We start from the raw sequence: 17,933 nt of genomic DNA on the forward strand, positions 1-17,933 counted from the left end.
AACGGGCGGTTCCGGTGGTCGGCCGGACTGCCCGGGGCCATGCGTACATGGGGGAAGGCGCGGTGCCGCAATCGGCGGGAGGAGTTGCCCTTTATTACGGACAACTACGTCTAAAAAGTGCAGAGTTGGACAAGCGTGATTCTGCTGTCCGTTCGCCCTGGTGGTGCGCAGACCGCAAATCCTGCGTCCTGAGTGAGGATAACGTGAAAGATCTTCACCTATGCGCCATGACGGGTGTGCCGGGTCACAGGGGAAAGCTGGCCAAAAGGCGCGCCGAGTGAGTAGGGCCCTGAGTAGGCGTACTCAGGAGGGGGCGGGGCGGAGCGGCGAGGCTGGGTGCATGACGACAGCGCCCCCGGTTCCGCCTGTTCCGCCGACGCCCCCGCAGCCGTACGCGCAGTACCCGCAGCAGCCGCAGCCCGCGCGCGGCCGCAGGGGCAGAGCCGTCCCGGTCGTCGTGGCCGTGGTCCTCGCGGTGCTCGCCGCCGGTCTCGGCACCTGGTGGTGGACGCGGGACGGCGACGAGGCGCCGCTCGCGGGCAGGCCGCGGGTGACGGACGCGCGGGCGGGGCTGTCGTACGGGATCCCCGAAGGGTGGGAACGCAACGACAAGCGGGGGGACTTGATCGGCGCGTTCACGTCGTCGATCGCTTCGAAGGGCAAGGGGCTCGGGGACTCGGCGGAGGAAGGGAACGAGGAGGAGGGCGGCGGTCTCGCCCTCGCGGGGCGGTCGGGTGCCGTGCCCGCTTCCTCGCTGAAGACCGAGACGGAGCGGGCCGCGCGCTCCAACGCGGAGTTCTTCTACCCGGACGGATCGTCGGAGGTGAAGGAGTCCGAGGCGACGACCGTCGACGGCCGCCCCGCCCACACGGTGGCGCTCGCGGTGCGGGACGGCGAGGGCGGCACGGCCCATCTGCGGCTGACGCTCGTCTCGGTGGACGGCGGTCGGTCGGCGTTCCTGCTGGGGGTCGCGACGCCCGGGACGGGTGTCGGGCCGTACGCGGACAAGGGACCGGTGGATGAGGCGGCGGTGGATGACGTGCTCGCGAGCGCGGCGCTGAACTGAGCCTCGGCCGAACCGCGGCGGGTGGCGGGTCTCTCGTGCCCGACTGGCTCAAATTGCACTTGCAATGGGCATGTCCGGGTCGCTTGGCTGGACAGTCTGTTGTCTGAGTGACGGGGGAGGAACCACAGATGACGCAGCCGCCGGGGCAGCAGCCCGGCCAGCCGCAGTCGCAGCACCAGCCGTGGCAAGGTGGGGGGTTCGGTCCCCCTCCGGGGGCGTCCCCGGGAGCGCAGGGGCCGTACGCGCCGCCGCCGCAGGGCCCGTACGGCGCGCAGCAGCCGGCCGCCGACAACCCGTACGCGCAGCCGGGCCCGCAGTCGCAGGCCGACCCCTACGCCCAGCCCGGCGGCCCCCAGCCCTATGCCCAGCCGAACGCCCAACCGCCCTACGGCGGTTACCCCCCTCAGTTCCCCGCCCCCGACGGCGGTGGCCCGAAGCGCAAGAGGTGGTTGGCCGTCACGGCCGCCGTGGTGGCGCTCGCCGTGGTCGGCGGCGGGGTCTGGTTCGCGGTTGGCAAGGGTGATGACGACGGGGAGTCGAAGAAGCCCGCGGCCAAGGCCAGCGGGAGCGCGGGTGCCGAGCCCCGTCCGAGCGAGACGCCGAGCGCCAAGGAGTCGGACGGCACGGGGGAGTCCGACGACCCGTACGCCGACCCCGACTCCGAGGAGAGCGAGGACGAGGAGGAGGACGAGCCCCGGGGCGGGCCCACCGGCACCACCATCGTCGGGTTCTGGCGCTCGGAGAAGCCGGGCGGCGGCATCCTCGGGCTCCGCGACGCCCCGGACTCGACGAGGCCGAAGAAGGCCTCCGTCTCCCTGTTCGAAGGCGGCCGCTGCTCCGGCCTGCGCCGCGTCGTCGAACCGGGCCGCAGCTACCGCATAGGCCTGCTCTGCGAGCGCGGCAAGAAGGAGATCTTCGGCGACCTGGTCTTCGCGGGCGGCGACACCCTGACGGTCACCTGGGACAAGGGCAAGTCCGGCACGGAGACGTACAAGCGGTTCCTGGACTGGTCGGAGGACGGGGCGGGTGGCGGTGGTGACTCGGGGAGCGGGGGCTCGGGGAGCGGAGGCTCGGGGGCCGGGGGAGGTACCGGGGTTGAGGGGGTCTGAGCGTGTGGGGTCGGGAATCGTGGGCGTGGGGGCCGAGCCCGTGAGGTCGGGATCCGGGAAGCGCTGAGCCCGTGAGGTCGGGGTCCGTGGAGGGCTGAGCGCGCGGGTCGGGAGTACGCCTGCTCAGGCCCCGGGGCGTACGACCAAGGGACCAGCGGGCGACCTCCTCCGGACAGGGGTCAATCTCCGTCCCGGCCCTTACCGTGGCTGGCATGACCACCCCCGACCCGCGCGACACCGACGTCGCCCCCGCCCCGCCCGTCGACACGGAGCCGCCCGCGCCGCGGGGCGGTGTCCTCAGCGCACCGCACCGCGCGCTGAGCATCGGCATCGTCTCCGTCGTCTTCCTCATCGCCTTCGAGGCCACCGCCGTCGGGACGGCGATGCCCGTCGCGGCGCGGGAGCTCGACGGGATCCCGCTGTACGCCTTCGCGTTCTCGGCGTACTTCACGACGAGCCTGTTCGGGATGGTGCTCGCGGGGCAGTGGGCCGACCGGCGCGGGCCGCTGGGGGCGCTCGCGGGCGGCATCGGGGCGTTCGCGGCGGGGCTGCTGCTCGCGGGGACCGCGGGAGCGATGTGGCAGTTCATCCTGGGGCGCGCGGTGCAGGGGCTCGGTGGCGGGCTCGTCATCGTGGCGTTGTACGTGGTGGTCAGCCGCGCCTACCCGGAGGCGCTGCGGCCGTCCATCCTGGCGGCGTTCGCCGCGAGCTGGGTCATACCCTCGGTGATCGGCCCGCTGATCGCGGGCACGGTCACCGAACACGCGGGCTGGCGCTGGGTGTTCCTCGGCATCCCCGCACTCGTCGCCGTCCCGCTCGCCCTCGCCCTGCCCGCGATCCGGCGGACCGCGGCCGGGCCCGTCGACCCCGACGCCCCCGCCGAGCCCTTCGACCGGCGCCGCATCCGGCTCGCCCTCGGCATCTCGCTGGGCGCGGGGCTGCTGCAGTACGCCGGGCAGGACCTGCGCTGGCTGTCGCTGCTCCCGGCCGTGGTCGGCGCCGCCGTCCTCGTGCCCGCCGTGCTCGGGCTGCTGCCGCGCGGTACGTACCGGGCGGCGCGGGGGTTGCCGTCCGTCGTGCTGCTTCGTGGCGTCGCCGCCGGGTCGTTCATCGCCGCCGAGTCCTTCGTACCGCTGATGCTCGTCACCGAGCGGGGGCTGTCGCCGACGCTTGCCGGGCTTTCGCTGGCGGCGGGTGGCGCCACGTGGGCACTCGGCTCTTACGTCCAGTCGCGGCCCCGGATGGAGCCGCACCGGGAGAAGCTGGTGGTCACGGGGATGGTGTTGGTGGCCGCCGCCATCGCCACCGCGCCCAGTGTCCTGGTCGACGCCGTTCCGGTGTGGACCGTCGCCGTCGCCTGGGGCTTCGGCTGCCTCGGCATGGGCATGGTGATCGCCTCGACCAGTGTCCTGCTGCTCCGCCTCTCGCCGCCCGAGGACGCGGGGTCCAACTCCGCCGCCCTCCAGATCTCCGACGGGCTGTCCAACGCGCTGCTGCTCGCCGCCGGGGGTGCCGCGTTCGCCGCGCTCGGGGGTGGGCTGACCGGGGCCTCCCACGCCGCCGAGGCGACGGGCTCTCATCCGGGGGCGTTCGTCGCGGTGTTTCTGCCGATGGCGGGGGTCGCCTTGGCGGGGGCGTGGCTGGGGACGCGGCTGCGCAGCCCCCACCGCGTCCCTTAGCGCGCTCCGCGCGCGGGCGCCCCTTCCCGGGTCCGGGCTCCGCCCCGGACCCGGTATCGACGCTGCGCGCCTCGTCCGCACACACCGGACGGGCTGAATCGGTGCTCCGGTGTGAGACGTGTCCCACCCGTTCCGCCTCCGGGGTCGTCAACCCGGTGCCCGGGGGTCGCACCGGTAAGGTGGCCCGGTTGTCATACGTAGCCGTGCCGCCGAGCCCGAACGAACCGGAGACCGTGACTACCGCCCGCCCGTCACCCGCCACCGCCCTCAACGGAGAGCCCACCGGGCCCGCCCCCGCCTACGCCTCCTCGTCACACCACCTTTCCCCCGCTTTCCCGGGCCGCGCCCCCTGGGGCACCGCCAGCAAGCTGCGTGCCTGGCAGCAGGGGGCGATGGAGAAGTACCTCCAGGAGCAGCCGCGCGACTTCCTCGCGGTCGCCACGCCCGGCGCCGGCAAGACGACGTTCGCGCTGACGCTCGCGTCCTGGCTCCTGCACCACCACGTGGTCCAGCAGGTGACCGTGGTCGCGCCCACCGAGCACCTGAAGAAGCAGTGGGCCGAGGCGGCCGCGCGCATAGGGATCAAGCTGGATCCCGAGTACAGCGCGGGACCGCTCAGCAAGGAGTACCAGGGCGTCGCCGTCACGTACGCCGGTGTCGGCGTGCGGCCCATGCTGCACCGCAACCGCGTGGAGCAGCGCAAGACGCTGGTGATCCTGGACGAGATCCACCACGCGGGGGACAGCAAGTCCTGGGGCGAGGCCTGCCTGGAGGCCTTCGAGCCCGCCACCCGGCGGCTCGCGCTCACCGGCACGCCCTTCCGGTCCGACACCAACCCCATCCCCTTCGTCGTGTACGAGGAGGGGAACGACGGGATCCGGCGGTCGGCCGCCGACTACACGTACGGGTACGGCAGCGCCCTCGGCGACGGCGTCGTGCGGCCCGTGATCTTCCTGTCGTACAGCGGGAACATGCGGTGGCGCACCAAGGCCGGTGACGAGATCGCCGCCCGCCTCGGCGAGCCCATGACGAAGGACGCCGTTTCGCAGGCCTGGCGCACCGCCCTGGACCCGCGCGGCGAATGGATGCCGAACGTCCTGAAGGCCGCCGACCGGCGCCTCAGCGAGGTGCGCAAGGCCATCCCGGACGCCGGTGGCCTCGTCATCGCCTCCGACCAGGACTCCGCCCGCGCCTACGCCAAGCTGATCCGCGAGATCACCGGCACCAAGGCCACCCTCGTCCTCTCCGACGACGCCGGTGCCTCCAAGCGCATCGACGACTTCAGCGGCAGCGACGAGCGGTGGATGGTCGCGGTGCGCATGGTGTCGGAGGGCGTGGACGTGCCGCGGCTCGCCGTCGGCGTGTACGCCACGACCATCTCCACGCCGCTGTTCTTCGCCCAGGCCGTCGGGCGCTTCGTGCGCTCCCGGCGCCGCGGCGAGACCGCCTCCGTCTTCCTGCCCACCGTCCCGGACCTGCTCGGCTTCGCCAACGAGATGGAGGTCGAGCGCGACCACGTCCTCGACCGGCCGAAGAAGCACGGCGAGGAGGACCCCTACGCCGAGTCCGAGCAGGAGATGGACGAGGCCAACAAGCAGCAGGACGAAGAAGATGGGGCCACCGGGGAGCAGTTCTCCTTCGAGGCCCTGGAGTCCGAGGCCGTCTTCGACCGCGTCCTCTACGACGGCGCCGAGTTCGGCATGCAGGCCCACCCGGGGAGCGAGGAGGAGCAGGACTACTTGGGGATTCCCGGGCTCCTGGAGCCGGACCAGGTGCAGTTGCTGCTCCAGAAGCGGCAGGCCCGGCAGATCGCCCACAGCAAGAAGAAGCCCGCCGAGGAGGCCGACCTCCTCGAACTGCCCGCCGAGCGGCGGCCCGTGGTCTCCCACAAGGAGATGCTCGAACTGCGCAAGCAGCTCAACACCATGGTCGGCGCGTACTCCCACCAGAGCGGCAAGCCCCACGGCGTGATCCACACCGAGCTGCGGCGCACCTGCGGGGGCCCGCCGAGCGCCGAGGCCACGGCCGGGCAGCTGCGGCAGCGGGTCGCCAAGGTGCAGGAGTGGGCCACCCGGATGCGGTGAGCGTTCGCCCTCCCGCGCGGGGGCGTACGCCTGCCCGTGGCGATCAGTACGCCGCCGGTACGCCGCCAGTACGCCCTCCCGTGGGGAATCGTGTGCTCCGCGTGTAGACGTTGTGCACGCAGTGTCCATCCCCGACGGGATTTATCGGGATGATCCGGTCTCTCTTTCCTTCCTCTTGACCGGATTCTGGACGGAGTCTTCCGCTGAGCGGGACGCCCTCGCTACTGTCCCCGCTACACAACGCCCCGTGGCAGCGTCGCCCCGGAGCGCGTCCGGTGCCCGCCGCCAGAGGGGGCCGTCGACCCTCACCACTAAAGGAGTGGGCGTCGTGACAGCGGAGACATCTCAGACGCTCGACCGAGGACTGCGCGTCCTCAAGCTGCTCGCCGACACCGACCACGGCCTGACCGTCACCGAGCTGTCCAACAAGCTCGGCGTGAACCGCACCGTGGTGTACCGGCTCCTCGCCACGCTCGAACAACACGCCCTGGTGCGCAGGGACTTGGGCGGGCGCGCCCGCGTCGGGCTCGGGGTGCTGCGGCTCGGCCGGCAGGTCCACCCGCTCGTCCGCGAGGCCGCGCTGCCCGCCCTTCGCGCCCTCGCCGAGGACATCGGCGCCACCGCCCACCTCACCCTCGTCGACGGCACCGAGGCGCTCGCCGTCGCGGTCGTCGAGCCGACCTGGACCGACTACCACGTGGCGTACCGCACCGGCTTCCGCCACCCGCTGGACCGGGGCGCCGCGGGCAAGGCGATCCTCGCGGCCCGCCAGGCCCAGATCACCGACCCCGGGTACGCCCTTACCCACGGCGAGCTGGAGGCCGGGGCGAGCGGCGCGGCGGCCCCCTTGGTCGGCGTGACCGGGATAGAGGGGAGCGTCGGCGTCGTGATGCTGGCGGACTCCGTACCGGAGCGGGTGGGGCCGCGCGTGGTGGACGCCGCCCGTGAGGTCGCTGACGCGCTGCGCTGAGGCCGCGCCGGCGCGCTCGGTGCGACCCGGGGCGCCGCCGGTCGCGGCCTGCGGCCTGGCTCGTCCGCAAGCGCCGGAGGGGCTGATTCTCCGCTCGCGTTAGATTGGACGCGTGCTGTCTCGTCTCGCTCGTCTGAGCCGCCCCAAGGCCCTGGCCGTCGCCGCCGTACCCCTGGTCGGCCTGCTCGCCGTCGTCGCGCTCGCCCCGCTCCCCTTCGCGGTCGCCCAGCCGGGCGGCACCGCCGACGTGCTCGGGGAGTACAAGGGCAAGCCCGTCCTCAAGATCAGCGGTGCGCCCCAGCGCGAGACGGAAGGGGAGCTGCGGATGACGACCATCGTGGCGACCGGGCCGCAGATGGACGTGCGGCTCGGTGACGTCATCGACGGCTGGTTCCGTACGGACCGGGCCGTGATGCCGAAGGACTCCGTCTACCCCGACGGCGACAACGTCGAGGAAGTCGAGAAGCACAACCTCGGCGACATGCGCGAGTCCCAGGACGACGCCACGAAGGCGGCGCTCGGCTATCTGCGGGCGAACGGCGTGGACGGCACCGACAAGGTCGACGTCCAGGTCGACCTCGGCAAGATCGGCGGGCCGAGCGCGGGCCTGTTCCTCGCGCTCGGCATCATCGACAAGCTGGACGGCGACGGCAGCGGGGGAGACCTGACCGGCGGCCGCAGCATCGCGGGCACCGGCACCATCTCCCCCGGCGGCAAGATCGGCCCGGTCGGCGGCGTCGCCCTGAAGACCCAGGCCGCGGCCCGCGACGGCGCCACGGTCTTCCTCGTGCCCAAGGCCGAGTGCTCGGACGCCGAGGCCGAGAAGCCCAAGGGCCTCTCGCTCGTACCGGTCACTACGCTGGCGAGTACGGTCGACGCGCTGCGAGCCCTGGAGAAGGGCGAGAAGGTCCCGAGCTGCTGACCAGGAACAGCCCCAACTCGACCAGCCGCCGGCCCAGTTGAGCCCGCAGCTGCGCCTCGCGCGGCTGTCGTCCGGCGGGGGCCGCGCGAGCCAAGTCCGCCGCGCGGGCGTGGTGCAGCATCAGATGTACGTCGGGGTGCATCGCGCTGGCCTCTCAGTCCGTGGGACGGGTCGGGATCAGGTGCGTGTGCAGGCGGACCTTGGCCGTGTTCGGGGTGCCGTCCTTAGGCGCCAACGCCCGGTAGCTCTCCGCGAGTTCGTGCAACTTCGCCTTGAGTTCGGCCGCGAGCGCGGGCGTCAGGCTCAGGGTGAAGTCGCTGATGTCCGAGGCCTCGATCCACTCCTCCGACCAGTCCTGCCCGGTGGCGATCCAGGTGGCGACCTCCGCGGCGTGGTTCCCCGCGTGCTCGTGCATGAACGTGGCGTAGGCGCCGCGCACTTCGGGGTCGGTGCTCCGGGCGAGGTCGTTGTCCACGTACGTGCCGTCGGTGATGGCGCGCCACCACCGCTCGCGGCCCTTGCCGAGCTCGGGGTCGTCCTCGGCGAAGCCGTACTCCGCGAGCTGGCGCAGGTGATAGCTCGTCGCCCCGCTCGACTCGCCCAGACGCTCGGCCAGTTGGGAGGCCGTCGCCGGTCCGTCCAGGCGCAGCGAGCCGAGGATCCGCATGCGCAGGGGGTGGGCGATGCCGCGCAGGGTGCGGGGGTCGAGATGGCGGACGTTGCGGGCCGGTGCCGCCTGCTCGGGCGGCGGTGACTTCTCCGTCATGCTCCGCAGCCTACGCGTGCAAAGACTCCGTTGCAACGCTTCCTTTGCAACGGAGTCTTTGTGAGTGGTCGGGGCGCCACACGGCCGCGCCCCGTGCCGGCGGCGGCTACTCCTTCACGAAGCCCTGCTCCACCATCCAGTCCTTCGCCACCTCGTGCGGGTCCTGCCCGTCCACGTCCACCTTCGCGTTCAGCTCCTGCGCCACCGTGTTGTCGAGCTTCTTCGTCACGGGGGCCAGGACCTCGGCGATCTCCGGGTGCTTCTTCATGGTCTTGCTGTTGATCTCGGGGGCGGCGTTGTAGTTGGGGAAGAAGCGCCTGTCGTCGACCATCGGCGTCAGGTTCATCGCCTTGATGCGGCCGTCGGTGGTGAAGACCTCGCCGTAGGTGCAACTGCCCTTCTCCGCCTGGGTGTAGATGATCCCGGTGTCCATCTGCGTGATGTTCCCGGCCGGCAGGCTCATGCCGTACTTCTTCTGCATGCCGGGCAGGCCGTCGGCGCGGTTGGCGAACTCGCCCTCCACGCACAGCGTGACCGCCTTCGGGTCGGACTTGGACAGGGCGGCGACGTCGGAGAGGGTCTTCGTGCCGTACTTCTTGAGGTTGGACTCGTTCAGGGCCAGGGCGTAGGTGTTGTTCAGGGCGGCGGGCGGCAGCCACGTCACGCCGTTCTTCGCGTCCGCCTTGCGCACGGCGTCCCACTGCTGGTGGGGGTCCGGGATCGGGTCGGAGTTGCCCAGATAGGTGATCCAGGCGGTGCCCGTGTACTCGTACATGGCGTCCGCGTCCCCGCCCTTGACCGCCTCGCGCGCCCCGATGGAGCCCTGGATGCCGGTCCGGTCGAGGACGTCCGCCCCGGCCGCCTGGAACGCGATGCCCATGATGGCGCCGAGGATCAGCTGCTCGGTGAACTCCTTGGAGGTGACGGTGAGATCGGCGCCCTCCAGGGGCTTGCCCTTGCCGACGATCCCCGGCTTCACGTCGTCCACCATCGGCGAACCGCTGGTGAGCCCGCACCCGGCCGCCACCAGCAGCACCCCGCCCACGGCCGCGAGCGCCTTCGTCCGCGCACTGGCCCCGCGCCGCTGGGCCCGCCGTCGCGTCGTACGCCTCATGACCGCACCTCCAGGCCGCGCGGGCTGAGCACCAGCTCGGCCAGCGACGCCAGCCAGTCCACCAGCAGGGCGAGGACCACCGTCAGGATCGAGCCGAGCATCAGGACCGGCATGCGCTGATTGGTGATGCCCGTCGTGATCAGGACGCCGAGCCCGCCACCGCCGCCGAAGGTCGCGAGCGTCGCCGTGCCCACGTTCAGGACCAGGGCCGTGCGCACGCCCGCGAGGATCAGCGGTACGGCGAGGGGGAGTTCGACCCGCGCGAGCACGCCGAGCGGGGACATGCCGATGCCGCGCGCCGCCTCCAGGAGGGTCGGGTCGTTGGCGCGCAGGCCCGCGATGGTGTTGGAGAGGACCGGCAGGACGGCGTAGATGATGATGCCCGTCAGGGCCGCCTTCTCGCCGATGCCCATCCAGATGACAAGGAGCGCGAGCAGACCGATCGCCGGGGTCGCCTGGCCCATGTTGGCAAGCGCCATCGCCACCGGGGCGCCCTTGCGGAAGGCGCGCCGGGTGAGCAGGATCCCCAGCGGGATCGCGATGATCAGCACGAAGAACGTCGAGATCGCCGTCAGCTCGACGTGCTGGCGCAGCGCCTTGCCGACCTGCCCGTTGGACAGCGCGTTCTCGGAGATCGAGTCCAGGTCCGCCTGCTGGAACCAGAGCCAGGTCGCGAGCAGCACGGCCGCCAGGATCGCGGGGAGCACCGTCAGCTTCTGCCAGGTGATCCGGCGCGGCGGCCCCGGCGCGGCGGACGGCGCGGGCGCCTCCTGCTCGGCCTCGCCCTCGTCGCGGAAGGCCAGGCCCTTGACGTCGTGCTCGCCCCGGGGGCGCTCGGGCGCCCTGGCCGCGGCCTTGCGTTCGGGGATCCGGGGCTCGCCCCCGGGCGGCGGGCTCACGCCTTCGCCTCCCCCGCGGTGCCCTCCTGTGCCGCGTGCGTCAACTCGGCCCGCTGCTCCTCCAGTTCGTGCTGGTGCTCCATGGCGTCGAGCCGGTCGGCCTCCAGCATCTCGTGCACGGAGTTCATCAGGGTCTCCATGTCGACGACGCCCGTGTACTCGCCGCGCCGCCCGGTCACGGCGACCCGGCCCGCGTTGTCGGTGAGGACGGCCTCCAGGGCGTCCCGCAGCGTCGCGTCCCGGGTCACCGTGTCGTGCACGAGGGTGCCCGCGCGGGCCAGGGAGCCCTTGGCGCGCATCAGGTCGCCGCGGCGCAGCCACTTGTAGGGGCGGCGGCGCTTGTCGAGCAGGAGCAGTTCGTTGGTGCCGCTCGCGCGCAGCTTGTCGAAGATCTCCTGGAGGGGGTCGTCGACGGTCACCGTCGGTACGTCCGCCATCTCCACGTCCCGTACGCGGGTGAGGTTCAGCCGCTTCAGGGCCGCGCCCGCGCCCACGAAGCCCGACACGAAGTCGTCGGCCGGGTTGGTGAGGATCGCCTCGGGGGTGTCGAACTGCGCGATGTGCGAGCGCTCGCGCAGGACGGCGATGCGGTCGCCCAGCTTGATGGCCTCGTCGAAGTCGTGCGTGACGAAGACGATCGTCTTGTGCAGCTCGTGCTGGAGGCGGATCAGCTCGTCCTGGAGGTGGTCGCGGGTGATGGGGTCGACCGCGCCGAACGGCTCGTCCATCAGGAGCACGGGCGGGTCGGCGGCGAGCGCCCGTGCCACACCCACGCGTTGCTGCTGGCCGCCGGAGAGCTGGCGCGGATAGCGGCCGTGGAACTCGCCCGGATCCAGGCCCACCAGGTCCAGCATCTCCTCCACCCGCGCCTTGATCCTCGACTTCCCCCAGCCGACCATCTTCGGCACGAGGGCGATGTTCTGGGCGACCGTCATGTGCGGGAAGAGCCCGGAGGACTGGATGGCGTAGCCGACCTTGCGGCGCAGCTTCACCGGGTCGATGTCGGTGACGTCCTCGCCGTTGATGCGGATGCGGCCGCTGGTCGGCTCGATCAGGCGGTTGATCATCTTCAGCGTGGTGGACTTCCCGCAGCCCGACGGGCCCACGAAGATGACGATCTCGCCCGCCTTGATCTCCATGTTCACGCTGTCCACGGCCGGTTCGCCGCTGCCCGGATAGCGCTTGGTGAGGTTCTCCAGCTCGATCGTCGCGCCGGTGGTGGCGGACGCCGGTTCCGCGGGCGGGGCGGTGGCGGCGGTCGTATCGGACGTCTCAGACACGGATACCCCTCGGAATCGTCAGCCGGCCGATCAGGACGTACACGGCGTCGAAGAGCAGCGCCAGGACGATGATCCCCAGCGTGCCTGCGAGCACTTGGTTGAGCGCGTTCTTGCTGCCGAGCGAGGCGATGCCCCGGAAGATCTCGTTGCCGAGGCCGGGTCCCGAGGCGTACGCGGCGATGGCGGCGATGCCCATCAGCATCTGCGTGGAGACCCGGATGCCGGTCAGGATCGGCGGCCACGCGAGCGGCAGCTCGATCCGCACGAGCCGGTGCAGCCGCGACATCCCGATGCCCTTCGCCGCGTCCACCAGCGTCGGGTCGACCCCGCGCAGGCCGACGATGGAGTTGCGCACGATCGGCAGCAGGCCGTACAGGATCAGGGCCGTCACCGTCGGCGCCACCCCCAGGCCCACGACCGGGATCAGCAGACCGATCATGGCGAGCGAGGGGATGGTGAGGATCGTGGACGTCACCGTCGTCGCCAGGTTCCCCGCCCACTCGCTGCGGTACGTCAGGACGCCGATCAGTACGCCGACGGCCGTGGCCACGACCATGCACTGGAAGACGGCGCTCGCGTGCTGGTACGCGTCCATCAGCAACTGCTGGTGACGGTTGCCGAGGTAGTCCCAGAAGTTCATCCGTGCCGTTCACCTCGCCGAGAGCGCTCGGACGGCGCCGGGAGGCTCCCGGCGCCCGCGTGCCGTACCCGTCGTCTCTACCCACGTCCTGTGTCGTCGGACGCCTGTTCCACCAGGGGGATGATCCGCAGCGGGACCGGGTTCTCCATGACGATCGCCGTGGAGGCCCGGACGATGCCATCAAAACCCACGACCCGGTCGATCACACGTTGGAGATCGGCGTTCGAGCGGGCCACCAGACGGCAGAGCATGTCGCCGTGGCCGGTGATGGTGTGCAGTTCCAGGACCTCGGCCACGGTCGCCAAATGGGCCCGTACGTCCGCGCCCTGGCCCTGTTTGATCTCCAGCGTCGCGAACGCCGTCACCGGGTAGCCGAGCGCCGCCGGATCCACGTCCGGCCCGAAGCCCCGGATGACTCCGTTCGACTGAAGCCGGTCCATCCGGGCCTGCACCGTGCCCCGCGCGACGCCCAGGCGCCGGGACGCCTCCAGGACGCCGATGCGCGGCTCCCGGGCGAGCAGCACGATGAGCCTGCCGTCCAAATGATCGATCGCCATGCCGCCTCCCTGATGAGCATCCTGTACAGAACGCCCGCTGAATCGGGTCCCATGCTGGGCAGATTGCCCAGTGAATACGCGAACTATTGCGCATCTTGTGGATCGGCGGGAGCCTCCCCTTATGACTCAGACCACACACACCACCCCCGAAACCGCGCGCGAGGCCGACCCCTTCCCGGTGAAGGGAATGGACGCGGTCGTCTTCGCCGTGGGCAACGCCAAGCAGGCCGCGCACTACTACTCCACGGCGTTCGGCATGAAGCTCGTGGCCTACTCCGGACCGGAGAACGGCAGCCGCGAGACCGCGAGCTACGTGCTCACCAACGGCTCCGCGCGCTTCGTCCTCACCTCCGTCATCAAGTCCTCCAGCGACTGGGGCACCTTCCTCGAGGAGCACGTCGCCGCGCACGGCGACGGCGTCGTCGACCTCGCCATCGAGGTGCCGGACGCGCGCGCCGCGTACGCCTACGCCGTCGAGCACGGGGCGCGCGGCATCGACGAGCCCTACGAGGTCAAGGACGAGCACGGCGTCGTGGTGCTCGCCGCCATCGCCACCTACGGCAAGACCCGGCACACCCTCGTCGAGCGCTCCGGCTACACCGGGCCCTACCTGCCCGGCTTCGTCGCCGTCGACCCCATGGTCGAGCCGCCCGCCAAGCGGACCTTCCAGGCCATCGACCACTGCGTGGGCAACGTCGAGCTCGGCAAGATGAACGAGTGGGTCGCCTTCTACAACAAGGTCATGGGCTTCACCAACATGAAGGAGTTCGTGGGCGACGACATCGCCACCGAGTACTCCGCGCTCATGTCGAAGGTCGTCGCCGACGGGACGCTCAAGGTCAAGTTCCCGATCAACGAGCCCGCCATCGCCAAGAAGAAGTCCCAGATCGACGAGTACCTGGAGTTCTACGGCGGGGCCGGGGTGCAGCACATCGCGCTCGCCACGAACGACATCGTCGCGACGGTACGCAGCATGCGGGCCGCCGGTGTCTCCTTCCTCGACACCCCCGACTCGTACTACGACACGCTCGGCGAGTGGGCCGGTGAGACCCGTGTCCCCGTCGAGACGCTGCGCGAGCTGAAGATCCTCGTCGACCGGGACGAGGACGGGTACCTGCTGCAGATCTTCACCAAGCCGGTCCAGGACCGGCCCACCGTCTTCTTCGAGATGATCGAGCGGCACGGGTCGATGGGCTTCGGCAAGGGGAACTTCAAGGCGCTGTTCGAGGCGATCGAGCGGGAGCAGGAGAAGCGGGGCAACCTCTAGGGCGGGGTTCGCTTTCGTCTGCGGCGGGGTGGGGAGTGCTCCTGTCCCGCCGCTGCCGCGGCGGACATCTCCCGCCCGACCGGACGGTCAACGTCTCCAGTGGGGGTTGCCCGCCGTCGGCGTCTGCGGCCCGTCGGGTCCCGCCACCGCTGCCGCGGCGGACATCTCCCGCCCGACCGCCCGTTTCCACCCCGCCGCAGGCTCCTGGCCGCCTGTGCCACGGCCCGTTGTCCGGCGGCTGCGGCCCGGCGCTTTCGCTGCTGCGGGCACCGCGTCGTGCCGCCCCCCCGCTGTGGGCAGCTGGTCCGCCCAGAGGGCGGAACGGGTGGGCACAGCCCGGGCCGACGGAGCCGATACGCGGGGGCTCAGTCGGACTGCCCAGAGGGCTTCGTGGGGCGGGGGAGTTTCGGGATGGGGGCGCCGCGCGGGGCGTAGACCTGGGCCGGGCCGCCGTCCGGGGGGTCGCCCAGGGCCTTCAGGGCGGCGTGGGCCGCGGGAGCCGCCAGGGGCGAGAAGTGGGGGTTGATGCGGAGGGCCTCCGCGAGGTGGCGGCGGGCCGCGCCGTAGCGGCCGAGGGCGCGCTCGATGGCCCCGCGGTGGTAGGCGAACAGCGCGCTGCGCGGGCCCTTCTTCACCGCGGCCTCGACGTGCTTCAGGCCCTCCTCGGACTTGCCGGAGCGATGCAGCGCCCACCCCAGCGCATCCGCGTTCTCCGGAGACGCGTGCCGCCTGAACTCCGCGGTCAGCCTCCGCACCGCCGCCCCCGCGTCCCCGTGCTCCGCCTCGAACACCCCGAGCACCCGCTCGTCGTTGACCCCGCCGAGACCTCCCTGCCGCACCCGCGCCCGCACGAGGTCGTACTGGGCGGAAGCGGCGGGCCGCAGCTTCAGGGACTCGTACAACTCACCCAGTTCGAGGGCGTATTCGGGGGCGGGGCGCCGCACGAGCGCGGCCCGGTACGCCTGCAGGGCGTCCGACGTCCGGCCGACCGCGGCGAGCGCGCGCCCCTTCGCCGCGAGCGAGGGGTGATGGTCGGGGTCCGCCGCGAGCGCGGCGTCGTAGTGGCGCAGCGCGTCGCCCGGCTCACCTCGCTCCCAGGCCAACTCCCCGACCCGGTACAGGCAGGCCGCCCGCTCGGCGGGCGTCCGCGCGAGCGCCGCCGCGTCCGAGAGCGCCGCGGCCGCGTCCTCGCGCCAGCCCCGGTCCCGGTAGACCGCCCCGGACCGGACGCGGGCGGCGGCGGTGCCCGGACTCAGTCCGCGTACCTTCGCCAGGGCCCGTTCGACCCCCTTGTCGTCGCCGAGCCCTCGGTAGGCGTCGAGGAGGGCCGCGTGCGCCGCCCACCGCCGGGGCGCCAGCCGCACCGCCTGCTCGCCCCACTTCTTCGCGCCCCGGAAGTCGTGCCGGGCGTTGCCGAGGGCCGCGAGACCGGTGAGGGCGGCCGCGTTCCGCTCGGGCCGGGTGCGCAGCGAGGTGCGCAGGGCCCGCTCGGCCTTCGGGTAGTACGCGGAGTCGGCGGTCCGCAGGCCCCGTTCGACGTACGCGGAACCGAGCACCGCCCACGACTGGTCGTCGCCGGGGTGTGCCCGCAGGTGCGCCTCGCGCTCACCGATGAGCACCGCGAGGTCGGGCATCGCGGCCGGCGCCCCGGCCCCCACGGCGGCCGCCGCCCGCCCGGCGGGCCCCAGCGCGGGCGGCGCGGAGTCCTCGCCCCGGTCGGGCAGGAACACCAGGGCCCCGCCCAGCACGGCACAGCCCGCGACGGCGGCGACGAGCGCGCGCCGCGCGGCGGGGGAGCGGCGCGGCCGGGGGCCGCCGCCGAGCGGGCCGCGCGAGGTCGCCGAGGTCGCCGAGATCGCCGAGATCAGGGACGTGCGCGCGTGGCGCGGGCCGCGTACGGCGTCGGAGCTCTGCACCGCCGGTGCCGCCGGTGCGACGGGCGCGGTCCCGGGTGCGGCCCGGGGCGAGTCCTCGGGTGAGCCCTGGGGTGAGCCCTCGGGCGGGGTCTGGGGGGTCTCCTCGGTCTCCATGGCGCTCACTGTGCGTCAATACGAAGAGCGCATCCCGGCACGCGAACGGCGTCGCACACGGGTTCACACCGATGGCCCCGAGTGCGAGGCTGTGATCATGAGCAGTGGCACGCACCGCACGCCGGACACCCCCGCCGCACCCGCCGACCTCCAAGGCCGCCTGCGCGCCGGACTCCCCGCCGACGCGCTCCTCACCGACCCGGACGTCACGGCCTCGTACGCCAACGACATGGCGAGTTTCTGCGAGGCCGGAACCCCCGCCGTCGTGGTGCTCCCGCGCACCGTCGAAGAGGTCCAGCACGTCATGCGGACCGCCACCGAGCTGCGGGTCCCGGTCGTCCCGCAGGGCGCCCGCACCGGCCTGTCCGGCGCGGCGAACGCGAGCGAGGGCTGCGTCGTCCTCTCGCTGGTCAAGATGGACCGGATCATCGAGATCAGCCCCGTCGACCGGATCGCCGTCGTCGAGCCCGGCGTCATCAACGCGACGCTCTCCCGCGCGGTCGCCGAGCACGGCCTCTTCTACCCGCCGGATCCCTCCAGTTGGGAGATGTGCACGATCGGCGGCAACATCGGCACGGCCTCCGGCGGCCTGTGCTGCGTGAAGTACGGAGTGACCGCGGAGTACGTCCTCGGCCTCGACGTCGTCCTCGCCGACGGCCGGCTCCTTCGCACCGGGCGGCGCACGGCCAAGGGCGTCGCCGGATACGACCTGACGCGCCTGTTCGTCGGCTCCGAGGGCAGCCTCGGCATCGTCGTCCGCGCCGTCCTCGCCCTCAAGCCGCAGCCGCCGCAACAGCTCGTGCTCGCCGCCGAGTTCGGCTCGGCCGCCGACGCCTGCGCGGCCGTCTGCGCGATCATGGAAGGCGGCCATGTGCCGTCGCTCCTCGAACTCATGGACCGTACGACGATCCGTGCCGTCAACGCCCTCGGCAACATGGGTCTCCCCGAGACCACCGAGGCGCTGCTCCTCGCCGCCTTCGACACCCCGGACCCCGCCGCCGACCTCGCCGCCGTCGGCGCCCTGTGCGAGGCCGCGGGCGCGACCCAGGTCGTCCCCGCCGAGGACGCCGCCGAGTCCGAGCTCCTCCTCCAGGCACGCCGGTTGTCCCTCACCGCACTCGAAGCGGTGAAGGGCACGACGATGATCGACGACGTGTGCGTACCGCGCTCCCGGCTCGGCGACATGCTCGAAGGGGTCGAGCGGATCGCCGACAAGTACGGACTGACCATCGGGGTCTGCGCGCACGCGGGCGACGGCAACACCCACCCCACCGTCTGCTTCGACGCGGCAGACCCCGATGAGTCGCGGCGCGCCCGCGAGTCCTTCGACGAGATCATGGCCCTCGGCCTCGAACTCGGCGGCACCATCACCGGTGAACACGGCGTCGGCGTCCTGAAGAAGGACTGGCTCGCGCGCGAGCTCGGACCGGTGGGCGTGGAGATGCAGCGCGCCGTCAAGACGGCGTTCGACCCGCACCACCTCCTCAATCCGGGCAAGCTCTTCTGATTTTCGCGCCTGAACCGGCGCCGCTCTCGCGGACCGAATTGCT

Annotated in this window: 15 protein-coding genes; 8 read left to right on the plus strand and 7 right to left on the minus strand. The window is 72.2% G+C overall.

Going from position 1 to position 17,933, the window contains the following annotated elements; genetic code table 11:
• Positions 1-340 precede the first annotated feature (340 nt).
• From QUY26_RS24650 to QUY26_RS24675, 6 genes are all read left to right on the plus strand, one after another.
• Positions 341-1,066: a hypothetical protein gene (locus QUY26_RS24650; RefSeq protein WP_289950274.1), complete on the plus strand. Its 726-nt coding sequence runs from the start codon at positions 341-343 to the stop codon at positions 1,064-1,066.
• Between the two features lie 128 nt (positions 1,067-1,194).
• On the plus strand, positions 1,195-2,175 hold the full coding sequence (locus QUY26_RS24655) for a hypothetical protein (RefSeq protein WP_289950275.1): 981 nt from the start codon (positions 1,195-1,197) through the stop codon (positions 2,173-2,175).
• A 212-nt stretch (positions 2,176-2,387) separates the two neighbouring features.
• A complete protein-coding gene (locus tag QUY26_RS24660) occupies positions 2,388-3,854 on the plus strand; it encodes an MFS transporter (protein ID WP_289950277.1) in 1,467 nt (488 codons plus the stop codon).
• Positions 3,855-4,042: 188 nt separating this feature from the next.
• The gene (locus QUY26_RS24665) at positions 4,043-5,938 is read left to right on the plus strand and encodes a DEAD/DEAH box helicase (RefSeq protein WP_289950278.1); all 1,896 of its coding nucleotides are present in this window, start codon (positions 4,043-4,045) and stop codon (positions 5,936-5,938) included.
• 328 nt (positions 5,939-6,266) lie between these two features.
• Positions 6,267-6,908 (plus strand): IclR family transcriptional regulator, encoded by a 642-nt coding sequence (locus QUY26_RS24670; RefSeq protein ID WP_087884308.1) that lies wholly within the window; start codon positions 6,267-6,269, stop codon positions 6,906-6,908.
• A 112-nt stretch (positions 6,909-7,020) separates the two neighbouring features.
• Positions 7,021-7,830 carry a S16 family serine protease gene (locus QUY26_RS24675; RefSeq protein ID WP_289950284.1) on the plus strand — a complete coding sequence of 270 codons (810 nt, stop codon included), beginning with the start codon at positions 7,021-7,023 and terminating at the stop codon, positions 7,828-7,830.
• A 154-nt stretch (positions 7,831-7,984) separates the two neighbouring features.
• Here QUY26_RS24675 and QUY26_RS24685 read toward each other — a convergent pair whose 3' ends face one another.
• The 6 genes from QUY26_RS24685 to QUY26_RS24710 form a co-directional block, all read right to left on the minus strand.
• Positions 7,985-8,596: a helix-turn-helix domain-containing protein gene (locus QUY26_RS24685; protein ID WP_289950290.1), complete on the minus strand. Its 612-nt coding sequence runs from the start codon at positions 8,594-8,596 to the stop codon at positions 7,985-7,987.
• A 106-nt stretch (positions 8,597-8,702) separates the two neighbouring features.
• Positions 8,703-9,587: a glycine betaine ABC transporter substrate-binding protein gene (locus tag QUY26_RS24690; RefSeq protein ID WP_289955984.1), complete on the minus strand. Its 885-nt coding sequence runs from the start codon at positions 9,585-9,587 to the stop codon at positions 8,703-8,705.
• Positions 9,588-9,706: 119 nt separating this feature from the next.
• Positions 9,707-10,513, minus strand: coding sequence for an ABC transporter permease (locus QUY26_RS24695; RefSeq protein ID WP_289955986.1), 807 nt, complete (start codon positions 10,511-10,513; stop codon positions 9,707-9,709).
• 92 nt (positions 10,514-10,605) lie between these two features.
• Positions 10,606-11,889 carry a betaine/proline/choline family ABC transporter ATP-binding protein gene (locus QUY26_RS24700; RefSeq protein ID WP_289950300.1) on the minus strand — a complete coding sequence of 428 codons (1,284 nt, stop codon included), beginning with the start codon at positions 11,887-11,889 and terminating at the stop codon, positions 10,606-10,608.
• Positions 11,882-12,529: an ABC transporter permease gene (locus tag QUY26_RS24705; RefSeq protein WP_289950306.1), complete on the minus strand. Its 648-nt coding sequence runs from the start codon at positions 12,527-12,529 to the stop codon at positions 11,882-11,884. Before QUY26_RS24705 ends, QUY26_RS24700 begins: the two co-directional genes overlap by 8 nt.
• 77 nt (positions 12,530-12,606) lie before the next feature.
• On the minus strand, positions 12,607-13,086 hold the full coding sequence (locus QUY26_RS24710) for an Lrp/AsnC family transcriptional regulator (protein WP_289950308.1): 480 nt from the start codon (positions 13,084-13,086) through the stop codon (positions 12,607-12,609).
• 121 nt (positions 13,087-13,207) lie between these two features.
• On the opposite strand from QUY26_RS24710, the gene hppD reads away from it, so the two are divergent.
• Entirely contained in the window at positions 13,208-14,353 is a 1,146-nt protein-coding gene (hppD, locus tag QUY26_RS24715) for a 4-hydroxyphenylpyruvate dioxygenase (RefSeq protein WP_289950309.1), read from the plus strand.
• 365 nt (positions 14,354-14,718) lie between these two features.
• Here the strand turns inward: hppD and QUY26_RS24720 are convergent, their stop codons facing one another.
• On the minus strand, positions 14,719-16,383 hold the full coding sequence (locus QUY26_RS24720; protein WP_289950310.1) for a tetratricopeptide repeat protein: 1,665 nt from the start codon (positions 16,381-16,383) through the stop codon (positions 14,719-14,721).
• A 97-nt stretch (positions 16,384-16,480) separates the two neighbouring features.
• Here QUY26_RS24720 and QUY26_RS24725 point away from each other — a divergent pair, with 97 nt between their 5' ends.
• Positions 16,481-17,890: an FAD-binding oxidoreductase gene (locus tag QUY26_RS24725; RefSeq protein ID WP_289950311.1), complete on the plus strand. Its 1,410-nt coding sequence runs from the start codon at positions 16,481-16,483 to the stop codon at positions 17,888-17,890.
• The last annotated feature ends 43 nt before the right edge of the window (positions 17,891-17,933 follow it).

The organism is Streptomyces flavofungini (assembly GCF_030388665.1).
In the GTDB taxonomy this organism is placed as follows: domain Bacteria; phylum Actinomycetota; class Actinomycetes; order Streptomycetales; family Streptomycetaceae; genus Streptomyces; species Streptomyces flavofungini_A.